Below are 11,629 nucleotides of genomic sequence, written 5' to 3'. Positions count from 1 at the left end.
TTACCCTCGGGCGGGTCGCTCCGGGCCCTTACCCGGCGCCCGGATCGAACAGGTTCAGCCGCGCGCGGCCCGCTCGGCCTGTCCGCGCAGCTCCGGGATCGCCAGGCTCTCCCACAGAGTGCCGATGCGCAGGCTGCCGACCACCCGGATCGCCGGCTGCGGCTGGCCACGGCCGTCGATCAGGCCGCCCTCTTCCACCGTGGTATCCAGGCCAAGGCCATGCGGCCCCGGGCGCGCATGCCCGTCGGCCAGCAGCTGCCGGATCAGCGGATTGCGCATGGACAGCGCGCGGGTCTCCACGCCGGTGGCGTTGATCACCGCCGCTACGGTCAGCGGTGGCAGGCCGTTGCCCGGGCTGCGCCCGTGCAGCTGCAGCCCGGTTTCCTGCACCAGCACCGTGTCCAGCCGGGCGCGGTGGCGCTGCAGCTGGCCGCTGCGCTCCAGCTCGGCGACCTGGGCATGCACCGATTCGGCGATGCGGTGGCGGTGCACGTCCCAATAGCGCACCACGTGGCGCAGGAAGCGGCGCTGGTCCCCCTCGCCCAGGCTCAACCACAGCGCCTGGCCCATCGGCCGGATGCGGTCCATCACACTCTGCCACGGGATGCCCTGGGCGACGGCCGCACGCGCCTGCGCGCGCAGTTCCCGCACGCGCTGGCGCAGTGGCATCGCCAACAGCGGCTGCGGGTCAAAGCTGACCGGTGCGCCGTGCGCCTGCGGCAAGGGCAGCAGCGCGTGGCGCGACAGGACGAAGATGCGCCCACGATGCCCGGCGGCGGCCAGCGCAACCACGCTGTCGGCCATACTCAGGCCGGAGCCGATGATGGCCAGATCGTCATCGCCGGCCAGCACGCGTACGCCGTCGTAGTCCCAGGCTTCCACCACCTGCGCGGGCGGCAGGGCATCGGCACCGGCAACCGGCAGCGGGCGCATGCTGTTGCCGCAGGCCAGCACCACCCGCCGCGCGCTCCAGGTCATGTCGTCATCCAGCCGCAGCTGCACGCCGTGTGCATCGGGCTGCAGCGCGAACACCGGCTGTTCCACCACCTCCAGCGCCGCCGCGCTGTGCGCGCGCGCCTGCTCCAGCCGGGCGCGCAGGTAGGCGGCATAGTGGCGGCGCGGCACGAACTGGTCCGCGAGCACCGTGCGCGGCACGTCGGGAACCGCATCGCCGTCGAGCAGGTAATCGAGGAAATCCGCGGGCTGATCCGGCAGCGCGCTCATCTTGCCGGCCGGCACGTTCAGCAGGTGCTCCGGCCACGGTGTGGCGAAGGCGATGCCTTCGGCCAGGACCGAGGCCGGCTCGAACAGCACGATGCGTGACGGTCGGGTTGCATGGCGCAGGGCCTGCAGCGCGACGAGGACGCCGGCAGCGCCGCCGCCGACGATGGCCAGATCACACTGGCGGTGGGTATCGGACGCAGTCATGCCCGGATTGTAGGCGATGCGCGTGGATCGGCCGTCCACGTGCGTCACAGCGCACTACATCAACGCATCGGCCAGCCGCGCGATCCCTTCGCGGCTGCGCTTCCATGCCGGTCGCTGGAGCCACGTCGCCAGGTCCAGTGGATGCGCGTGTTCGAGATAGTCGGCTTCGATCTGCGCCAGCTGGCGCACCATGCCAGCGTCATAGCAGAGCATGCCGATCTCGGCATTGAGCGCGAACGAGCGGATGTCGAGATTGATCGAGCCGACCAGGGCGATGTCCTCATCGACGGTCAGGTGCTTGGCATGCAGGAAGTGCGGCGCGTACAGCGCGATCCGCACGCCGCTGCGCAGCAGTTCATCGTAGTACGCCTCCTGTGCCCACGAGGTCAGCCGCTGGTTGGTGCCGGCCGAGAGGATCAGCTGCACCTGCACGCCGGACAAGGCCGCGATGCGCAGCGCACTCAGGGTCGCCTCGTCCGGCACGAAATACGGCGTGACCAGCACGATGCGCCGCCGCGCCAGATGGATCAGCGCGTTGACCGCATCGCGCGCATTGCTGAAGGGATACGCCGGGCCACTGGGCAGCAGCTGGGTCGGCACGTCGGCCGAGCACACCGGCACCGCTGCGAGTACGTCCAGGCGCTGCCCGGTTTCCATGTACCAGTCGCTGGCGAACACCGCTTCCAGATGCGCCACCACCGGCCCGCGCACGCGCGCCACCAGCTCCTTGTTGGGGTAGCCGGCGACGAACTGCGGTCCTGCCAGGTTCTGCGAGCCGATATAGCCGACGCGGTTGTCGATCACCGCGATCTTGCGGTGGTTGCGCAGGTCCATGCGGCCGCTGCGGCGCCAGCGCAGGCCGCCGGGCAGCATCGCGCGCACGTCCACGCCGAGCGCCTGCAGGCGGTGCCGATAGTGGCGCAGCCCGCGCTTGGCACCGACCGCATCGAGCAGCAACCGGCAGTGCACCCCACGCGCCGCGGCCCGCTGCAGCGCCTGCACGATGGCCTCGCCGACCGCATCGTCGAACATCAGGTAGTAGAGCAGGTGCACGCGCTCGCGCGCCTGGTCGATGTCCTCGATCAGTGCCTGCAGCGAGGCGTCGTAATCGGTGAGCAGGTCCACCGCGTTGCCATGGATGGGCATGAAGTCGCCCTGGCGCTCGATCAGCGGCACGATCTCGGCGGTGGCCGTGTCCGGCGGGGGCGTCCAGCGCAGCGGTGGCTGCAGGGCCTGCTCCTCGCGGATCACCTGGGACGCTTCGGCTTGGCGCTGCACGCGCTGGCGCGACAACCACGGATGGCCGAACAGCAGATACAGCGGCAGCCCGAGCAGCGGCACGAAGCCGACCAGCAGCAACCAGCTGCGTGCGGCACCGGGCGTGGTGCGGCTGGGAATCCACAACAGCGCGGCCAGCCGGATCAGCCAATCCAGCATCAACAACCACGAACCCAGCAGCCACTCGAACAGCATCGCGTCGCCCGTCGGGAGGGGAACCGCATTCTGCCATGGGCCGCTGCATGCAACCGGTAGTGCCGGCCGCTGGCCGGCTCCACGTATCGTCGGCCAACAAAAAACCCGCCACGAGGGCGGGTTTTTCGTCGGGAAGCTCAAGAACCCTTTCGGATTACTTGATCTTGCCTTCCTTGTACAGGACGTGCTTGCGCACGACCGGATCGTACTTCAGGAATTCCATCTTCCCGGGGGTGTTCTTCTTGTTCTTGTCCGTCGTGTAGAAGTGGCCAGTGTTGGCCGTCGAAATCAGACGGATCTTATCGCGCTTGCCTGCCATGATCGTTTACTCCTCAGACCTTTTCGCCGCGCGAACGCAGCTCAGCCAGAACGGAGTCGATGCCGTTCTTGTCGATGGTGCGCAGGGCATGCGCGGAAACACGAAGCTTGACCCAGCGGTTTTCGCTGGCAACCCAGAAGCGGCGCTCGTGCAGGTTGGGCAGGAAACGACGGCGGGTCTTGTTGTTGGCGTGCGAGACGTTGTTACCCGTCTGCACTCGCTTGCCGGAAACTTGGCATACGCGGGACATTGCGCACCTCGATAAAGTAGTTGTCAGCCCATAGCCCGGGCGACGGCGGCCTCGGCGGTTTCCCGCCACACGTCATGAGAATCAAGGGGTTACGCTGTCGAGGGCGGGCCGGATGACGTGTTCCCGGCCACCGATCCAAAGGTTTTTGGACACAGCGAGCCGCGCATTATGCCCGCTCCGGGGGCCTGCGGCAAGCTGGCCTGGGCCAGGCGCGCCATCCCGGTCCCATGACAGTCCCTCCGCTAGGCTGCCCGGGCCTGCCACCCGGACGTGACCATGACCCCAGCGCCTTTGCTCTCCTTCCCCCGCGGCCTTTCATGAAGCTGCTCGCCCTGACCTACGGCACCGAAGGCGACACCCGCCCGCTGGTGATGCTCTGCCATGGACTGATCGGCGCCGGCCATGAGGTGCTGCTGCTGGCCGAGCGCGGCACGCTGGAGACCGCGCGCCAGCTGGGCGTCCCGCATGCCGCGCTGGAGGGCGACATCCATGACGAGGTGGTGGCGCTGGTCTCGCGCGGCAACGCCCGGCTCGCCGCCTCGCGGGGCCTGGCACGGATGGCGCAACGGCACGTGCCCGGCTGGACGCGCCAGGCCGATGCAGCCGCCGCCGGGTGCGATGCGGTGCTGACCGGCGGGCTGGCCGCCTTCGTGGGCCTGACCGTGGCCGAACACCATGGGCTGCCGGTGATCGGCACCGGGATGATCCCGCTGACCCCGACTGCCGGCTTCCCCTCGCCGTTCCTGCCACGGCTGCGCCTGCCCGGCGCGCTCAATCGCCTCAGCTATACCTTGGTCAACCAGGCGGTGTGGCGGACCTTCCGCCGTCCGATCAACGCCGCGCGACGGGCATTGGGCATGCCGGGGGGCGCCTCCCCCTGGCGCGATCTGCCGATGCTGTACGGCATCTCGCCGAGTCTGCTGCCTCCTCCATCGGACTGGCCCGCCAACCACCGGATCTGCGGCCAGTGGCGCGCGCCCGAACGTGGCTGGCAGCCGCCCCCGGATCTGCAGGCCTTCCTGGACGCTGGCCCCGCGCCGGTCTACCTGGGGTTCGGCAGCATGACCGGCTTCGATCGCGACCACGTGCTGCCCGCGCTGCTGGCGGCATTGGCGCCGCGGCGGGTACTGCTGTTCCCGGGCTGGGCCGGGCTGCCCAGCGCCCCGCTTCCGCCCAACGTGTTCGTGCTCGGGCCGACCCCACATGAAGCACTGTTCCCGCGCTGCGCGCTGGTCATCCACCACGGTGGCAGCGGCACCACGCATTCGGCCTGCCGGGCCGGGGTGCCGTCACTGGTGATGCCGTTCGCCGCGGATCAGTTCTTCTGGGCGGACCGGCTGCAGCAGGTGGGCGTGGCACCGGCGGCGCTGTCGCCGAAGCGGTTGGACGCCGGGACACTGGGGCGGGCACTGGGCTTCGTCGAGCACGCCGAAACGCGCGGACGGGCGGCTGCTCTGGGAAGGGCGATGGGCACGGAAGAGGGCGTGGCGGAAGCGGTCGATCTGATCCAGCAATGGCTGGCAGAAAACCGATCAGTGCTGAGTGGACGAGGCGGCACCAAGATGTGACCCCGTCATTTGACCGCCACGGCAACGGGCTGCTGTAATGGCCCCACGACCCCGCCCTCGCCGTCGTCATTCAGTTGGCTAAACGGCTTGGGACGAAGAAACCGCCGAAAGGCGGTTTTTTCATGCTCGAAGGAACGTGCGCATGACTGAAACCACCGCCGTCTACGTTGATGGCTATAACTTCTACTATGGCCGGATCCGGGGAACGCCCTACAAGTGGATCGATGTTGTCCGGCTGTTCGAGCGCTTGGTGCATGAGCAGACGCCGACGTCGCAGATGACGTTGGTCAGGTACTTCAGCGCATTTTGCCTTGCCCGGTTTTCGACCCACGGCAACGCCTCCACGATCGCCCAGGACAGCTTCCTGCGTGGGCACGAAGTACGTCACGGAAGCCGCTTCCAGAAGACAATGGGTACCCACACGCATGATCGCAGCGGTACGAAGATGCCGCGAGTGGTTACCCCAAGGCGGCCTCCCGAGGCAGGTGCCGTTGCCCACCGCAACATGATGTCCTCGCTGTCAGCGAATGCGCATTGGGCGCGCAGCCATATCCACGATGAAGAGTTGGCGTCCTGCCAGTTGCCTGACCGGATCCAGACCGGAAAGAAGCCCATCGACAAACCAGCGCATTGGTGAGGCAGCCAGGTCCGCACGTTGCATCACGTGCGGACCGGCCCTTCATACCGCGCCAGATTCCTTCCGATGCAGCCACCGATACAGCACCGGCAGCACCAGCAGGGTCAGCAGCGTGGACGAGACGATGCCACCAATCACCACGGTCGCCAGCGGGCGCTGCACTTCCGAGCCGGCGCCCACGTTGAAGGCCATCGGCACGAAGCCGAGCGAGGCCACCAGCGCGGTCATCAGCACCGGGCGCAGGCGGCCCAGCGCACCGTCGCGTACCGCTTCCGGCAGCGGCATACCGTGCTCGCGCAGGCTGCGGACGAAACTGATCATCACCAGCCCGTTGAGAACGGCCACGCCGGACAGCGCGATGAAGCCGACGCCGGCCGAGATCGACAGCGGAATACCGCGCAGCGCCAGTGCGAGCACGCCGCCGGTGAGCGCCAGCGGCACACCGCTGAACACGATGGCCGCATCCTTGACCGAGCCGAACGCCCAGAACAGCAGCGCGAAGATGATCGCCAATGTCACCGGCACCACGACCGACAGGCGCTGGCTGGCCGAGATCAGCTGCTCGAAGCTGCCGCCGTACTCGATCCAGTAGCCGTTGGGCACCTGCACATCCCGTCCGATCGCCTGCTGCAGGTCACCGACAAACCCGCCGAGATCGCGATCGCGCACGTTGGCGGTGACCACGATCCGGCGCTTGCCGTTCTCGCGGTTGATCTGGTTCGGGCCTTCGCTGTTGCCCAGGGTCGCCAGCTCACGCAGCGGCACCGTGCGCGCACTGCCGCTGGTCCAGCTGCCGGGGCGGCTGGACTCGTCGGCATCGTCGGCCAGTGCCGGTTCCAGCGACACCGGCAGGTCCGCCAGCGCGGCCGGGTCCTGGCGCAGTGCTTCCGGCAGGCGCACCACGATGTCGAAGCGGCGGTCGCCTTCGAACAACTGCCCTGCCACCTGCCCGCCCACCGCCGTGGCCACGGTCGACTGCACCTGCCCTGGATTCAGCCCATAGCCGGCCAACGCGGTGCGATTCGGGGTGACGGTCAGCAGCGGCAGCCCGCTGGTTTCCTCCACCCGCACGTCGGCCGCGCCCGGCACGGTGCCGGCCACCGCCGCGATGCGTTTGCCGACCGACAGCAGCGTGTCCAGGTCATCGCCGAACAACATCACCGCCACGTCGGCACGCACGCCGGAGATCAGCTCGTTGGTGCGCATCTGGATCGGCTGGGTGAACTCGTAGTTGTTGCCGGGCAGCTGCTCGACCGCTTCTTCCAGCTCGCCGAGAAGGGCTGCACGCGATTTGCGGGGATCCGGCCAGGCCTTGCGCGGTTTCATCATGATGAAGGTATCGGCCACCGAGGGCGGCATCGGATCGGAGGCGACCTCGGGCGTACCGATCTTGGAGAACACCTTGTCCACCTCGGCGAATTGCACCAGCCGGTTCTCGATCTGCTTCTGCATCTCGATCGACTGGGTCAGGCTGGTCCCGGGGATGCGCATCGCGTGCATGGCGACATCGCCTTCGTCCAGGTTCGGCACGAACTCGCTGCCCAGCCGCGTGGCCAGCAGGCCGCAGCCGATCACCAGCACCAGCGCACCGCCGATCATCCAGCGGCCGCGACGCAGGGCGAACGCGAGCATCGGCTCGTAGCGCCGCCGCACCCACGCCATCAGGCGGTTCTCCTGCTCCTGCACACGCCCCCCGAGGAACAGTGCGATCGCGGCGGGAACGAAGGTCAGCGCCAGCACCATCGCACCGGTCAGGGCCAGCACCACCGTGATCGCCATCGGGTGGAACATTTTTCCTTCCACCCCGGTGAGCGCGAAGATCGGCAGGTACACCGCGGTGATGATGCCCAGCCCGAACAGGCTGGGGCGGATCACTTCGGCCGTCGCGCTGGCGGTTTCGGCGAAGCGTTCTTCGCGGGTCATGTCGCGGCCGAGCACGTGCTGGCGTTCGCCGAAGCGGCGCAGGCAGTTCTCGATGATGATCACCGCCCCGTCGACGATCAGGCCGAAGTCCAGCGCGCCCAGGCTCATCAGGTTGGCCGACACCCCACCGCGGGCCATGCCGGTCAACGTGAACAGCATCGCCAGCGGAATCACCGCCGCGGTGATCAGCGCCGCACGGAAATTGCCGAGCAGCAGGAACAGCACAACGATCACCAGCAACGCGCCTTCGATCAGGTTCTTGGCAACCGTCTCGATCGTGCGGTCCACCAACGCGGTACGGTCGTAGCTGGCGGTGACGGTGACGCCCTCGGGCAGGCTGGCCTGCGCCTGCTGCAGGCGCGCCGCCGCGGCCTGGGCGACATCGCGGCTGTTGGCCCCGATCAGCATCACCACGGTGCCCATCACCACTTCATGGCCGTTCTGGGTAGCCGCGCCGCTGCGCAGTTCCGGTCCGTCCTGTACCTGGGCGACGTCGTGCACGTGGATCGGCACGCCTTCGCGGCGGGCCAGCACGATGTTGCCGATCTCCTCCAGGTTGGCGACCTGGCCGGGAATGCGCACCAGGAACTGCTGTCCGTTGCGTTCGATGTAACCGGCGCCGACGTTCTGGTTGTTGGTCTCCACCGCCTGCGCGACATCTTCCAGCGTGAAACCCAGCGCGCGCAGCCGGGCCGGGTCGGGGGTGATGTGCACCTGCCGCTGGAAGCCACCGATGGTGTTGACCTCGGTGACGCCGGGCACGTTGCGCAGCTGCGGCCGGATCACCCAGTCCTGCAGGGTGCGCAGGTCGGTGGCGGTGTACGCCGTGCCATCGGCCTTGCGTGCCTTGGGATCGGCATCGATGGTGTACATGAAAATTTCGCCGAGGCCGGTGGAGATCGGTCCGAGCTGTGGATCGAGGCCGTCCGGAATCTGCGACTTGACCTGCTGCAGGCGTTCGGCGACCTGTTGGCGCGCGAAGTAGATGTCGGTGCCGTCCTTGAACACCACGGTCACCTGCGAGAGCCCGTAGCGCGACAGCGAACGCGCCTGCTCCATGGCCGGCAGGCCGGCCATCACCGTTTCCACCGGGTAGGTGATGCGTTGCTCGGTCTCCAGCGGCGAATAGCCGGGGGCGGCGGTGTTGATCTGCACCTGGACGTTGGTGATGTCCGGGGTGGCGTCGATCGGCAGCCGGGTGAAGCTCCAGCTGCCGATGACGATCAGCACCAACGTCAGGGCCATCATCAACCAGCGATGGGCGATGGCGGCGCGGATGATGCGCTCAAGCATGATGGCGCCCCCCGTCCGCGGGGCACGGCAGCACGTCAATGTTCATGCGATGCCCCTGCCTTGCCGATATCGGCCTTGACCACGTAGCTCTGCTCGACCACGACCGCTTCGCCGAGCGTCAGGCCACCGAGCACTTCGACCTTGCCCGCGTCGCGCGCACCGAGCGTGACCGCACGCGCGGCATAGGTATCGCCCTGGCGCACGAACACCACGTCCTTGCCGTCCATCGTCTGCAGCGCGCTCAGCGGCACCACCTGCGCAGCCGGTGTGGTGGCCACGACGATCCGCGCCTTGACCGCGGCACCGGGCCGCCACTGACCATCGTCGTTGCGCAGCGTGGCGCGGGCGACCGTGCTCTGGCTGGCGGTGGCGGTGCCGGGCAGCACACGTTCCAGCGTGGTGGCCTGGCTGACGCCGTCGGTCATCCGCGACACGGTGACCGGCACGCCGGCGGTGATGTGCTGGGTGTCGTTGCCGAAGATATGCAGGTCGACCCACAGGGTGGAGAGATCGCCGATCTCGAACAGCGGCGTGCCCTCACCGGCGACGCCGCCGACCTGGGCCTGGCGTGCGAGCACCACGCCACCGATGGGTGCGCTGACCGTGTACGTGGTGAGGCTGAGATTGCTCTCGATGCTGGCCAGCACCTGGCCGGCGCGCACGCGGTCGCCGACGTTGGCGCGCAGCGAGCGGATCGGGCCGGGGAAGCGCGCCATCACCTGGGCGACGCGGCCATCGACAGGGGTCAACAGGCCCTGCACGTCGTGTTCGTCGGCGATGGTGCCGGCCACGACCGGTGCGACGCGGATGCCGGCCTGGTCGGCCATGGCCGCGGCGATGGTGGTGCTTTCCGGGGCGTCGTGATCGTCATGATCATCGTCGTGCCCGGCCTCACCATGGCCGGCATCGGTCCCGGCCGGCGTGGCCGGTGCCGCAGCGGGTGCAGTGCCGCCGCAGCCGGTGAGCGCCATCAGCGCGATCAAGAGGCTGCCAGCCAGCGCGGTACGGGTCTGGGAACGGGTCATCGGCGGTCCTCCGTGGACACGGTGTCGGTAGCGGCGACCATGCTCTGGCCGGTCAGGCGCTGGATTTCGATCAGGGCGGTCTGTGCGGCGATGGCCGCTTCCAGCTGGCGCTGGCGCGCGTCGATCCGCATCGCCTGCAGCTGGGCCCATTCCATGTAACTGATCGCGCCGGCACGCCAGGCCTTCTCGGCAGCGTTCTCGGCACGCTGCAGCCGGGGCAGCACATCGCGCCCCATGCGGGTGACTTCCAGCCGCGAGGTCAGGTAGCGGCCATGCGCTTCGGCGAGCGTGGCGTACAACTGCAGTGCGCGCGCATCGCGCTCCACGCTGTTGAGCGCCAGTTCGGCTTCCGCCGCGCGGATCTCCGGCCCGGCACGGCGCACGCTGCCCAAGGGCAGGCTGAAACCCGCGACCAACGAGGTATCGCGGGTATCGCGGCTGTTGCGCACGCCGATCTGCCAACTGACATCCGGCCGCGCCTGGGTGCGGGCCAGCTGCACCTGCGCCTCGCGGATGCGACGTTCGCCGGCCAGCACGGCCAGTTCCGGGGTGCGCTGCAGTGCGTCGGCGAGCACCGCGAAGTCCTGCAGCGCGGGCAGCTGCATCGGGTCGCCAGTCACGACATCGAAGCCAGGTTCGCGCTGGCGCCACAACGCCGACAGCGCCGCACGCGCGGACTGGTCCATCTGCCTGGCGCGATCGCGGTCCAGTTCGGCCTGGGCCAGCATCGCCTGGGCGGTCATCAGCACCGATTCCGGCGAGGCACCGGCCTGCAGGCGCAGCCGTGCGGCGGCGACCGCGCGCCTGCGCTGATCGATATCGGTCTCGGCGATGCGCAGTTGCTGGCGCGCGTCGGTCACCGCCAGATAGCGGCGAGCGACCTCGGCCATCAGGTCCAGCCGCGCGGTTTCGCGCTGCGGGGCCAGGCTGTCCAGGTTGGCCTGGGCCACGGCGCGGCGGGCATCCAGCTTGCCGCCACGCTCCAGCACGCCGGCCAGGGTGACGGTGGCTTCAGCCGCATCAACGCCGCGGCTGTCGCCGGTGCCCAGCGCGTTCTCCAGCTCCACGCCCAGGGTCAGCGGGGGCGGGAGCACGGCCGCGTCACGGCGGGCTTCCCACACCGGGCGCTGGGCCTGCGCCAGGCGCAGGTCGGGGTGGTACTGGGCAACGCGCGCGATGGCGTCATCGAGGGTCAACGGTACGGCGGGTGTCGTGCCCTGTGCGTACACGCACGGCACGAACGCAATGGCAGCCAAGGCTGCCAGACGCATCCACATGGGAGTCTCCAGAAAACGATCAGATGGCAAAACGGCGGCGCGCGGCCGCAGGGCATCAGATCGCTATCGGGGGACGCAGCAGGTTCTCGGGCGGCTGTGAGCGCAACTGCGCAATCAGCCCGGCAGGGACACCGTGGCTGGGGGCGGCCGCCAGGCTCCAGGCCATCGCGGCCATCGGCAGCACGCCGCCGTGGCCATGGCAGTGGCCGCAATGCACCAGGGCATGCAGCCAGTCGTCATTGCCATCGTCATCGCCCGGCGCGGTGGACGCCGTGTCATCCAGGCTGCCATGCAGCTCGCTGCTGTCCGCGTGCACGGTCAGGTGGATGTCGGCCAGGGCCGAGGCCAGCGAACTGCCGAACACGCCCACACCGACCACCACCAGCATCAGCAGGCGGAGCAGCAGGGACGGACGCGGGCGGGCACGACGGAACAT

At 68.8% G+C, this 11,629-nt stretch carries 10 protein-coding genes; 2 read left to right on the top strand and 8 right to left on the bottom strand.

All coding sequences use genetic code 11. The features are described from left to right. Positions 1-54 precede the first annotated feature (54 nt). From HDC96_RS08960 to rpmB, 4 genes are all read right to left on the bottom strand, one after another. Positions 55-1,446 (bottom strand): FAD/NAD(P)-binding protein, encoded by a 1,392-nt coding sequence (locus tag HDC96_RS08960; protein WP_179460370.1) that lies wholly within the window; start codon positions 1,444-1,446, stop codon positions 55-57. Between the two features lie 36 nt (positions 1,447-1,482). Further along, entirely contained in the window at positions 1,483-2,901 is a 1,419-nt protein-coding gene (gene cls, locus HDC96_RS08955) for a cardiolipin synthase (protein ID WP_179459701.1), read from the bottom strand. 154 nt (positions 2,902-3,055) lie between these two features. Then, positions 3,056-3,223, bottom strand: a complete 168-nt coding sequence (gene rpmG, locus HDC96_RS08950; RefSeq protein ID WP_172407465.1) for a 50S ribosomal protein L33 — start codon at positions 3,221-3,223, stop codon at positions 3,056-3,058. Positions 3,224-3,233: 10 nt separating this feature from the next. Beyond that, positions 3,234-3,470: a 50S ribosomal protein L28 gene (rpmB, locus tag HDC96_RS08945; RefSeq protein WP_019185625.1), complete on the bottom strand. Its 237-nt coding sequence runs from the start codon at positions 3,468-3,470 to the stop codon at positions 3,234-3,236. A 317-nt stretch (positions 3,471-3,787) separates the two neighbouring features. Here rpmB and HDC96_RS08940 point away from each other — a divergent pair, with 317 nt between their 5' ends. After that, positions 3,788-5,038, top strand: a complete 1,251-nt coding sequence (locus HDC96_RS08940) for a glycosyltransferase (protein ID WP_179459700.1) — start codon at positions 3,788-3,790, stop codon at positions 5,036-5,038. A gap of 142 nt (positions 5,039-5,180) precedes the next feature. Continuing rightward, positions 5,181-5,675 carry a hypothetical protein gene (locus tag HDC96_RS18445; RefSeq protein ID WP_218842136.1) on the top strand — a complete coding sequence of 165 codons (495 nt, stop codon included), beginning with the start codon at positions 5,181-5,183 and terminating at the stop codon, positions 5,673-5,675. A 42-nt stretch (positions 5,676-5,717) separates the two neighbouring features. Here HDC96_RS18445 and HDC96_RS08930 read toward each other — a convergent pair whose 3' ends face one another. Genes HDC96_RS08930 through HDC96_RS08915 form a run of 4 tightly spaced genes read right to left on the bottom strand, consistent with a single transcriptional unit; the run spans position 5,718 to position 11,629 of the window. Then, complete coding sequence (locus HDC96_RS08930; protein WP_179459698.1) at positions 5,718-8,891, bottom strand: CusA/CzcA family heavy metal efflux RND transporter; 3,174 nt, start codon at positions 8,889-8,891, stop codon at positions 5,718-5,720. A gap of 35 nt (positions 8,892-8,926) precedes the next feature. After that, positions 8,927-9,916, bottom strand: a complete 990-nt coding sequence (locus HDC96_RS08925) for an efflux RND transporter periplasmic adaptor subunit (protein ID WP_179459697.1) — start codon at positions 9,914-9,916, stop codon at positions 8,927-8,929. Next, positions 9,913-11,193 (bottom strand): TolC family protein, encoded by a 1,281-nt coding sequence (locus HDC96_RS08920; protein WP_179459696.1) that lies wholly within the window; start codon positions 11,191-11,193, stop codon positions 9,913-9,915. Before HDC96_RS08920 ends, HDC96_RS08925 begins: the two co-directional genes overlap by 4 nt. Before the next feature lie 55 nt (positions 11,194-11,248). Continuing rightward, on the bottom strand, positions 11,249-11,629 hold the full coding sequence (locus HDC96_RS08915; protein WP_179459695.1) for a DUF2946 family protein: 381 nt from the start codon (positions 11,627-11,629) through the stop codon (positions 11,249-11,251).

The sequence above is a fragment of the Stenotrophomonas sp. JAI102 genome (assembly GCF_013409105.1).
GTDB classification, from domain to species: Bacteria; Pseudomonadota; Gammaproteobacteria; order Xanthomonadales; family Xanthomonadaceae; genus Stenotrophomonas; species Stenotrophomonas maltophilia_AA.
Note: the sequence above shows the minus strand (reverse complement) of the source record. Positions and strands in the feature narration are given on the sequence as shown.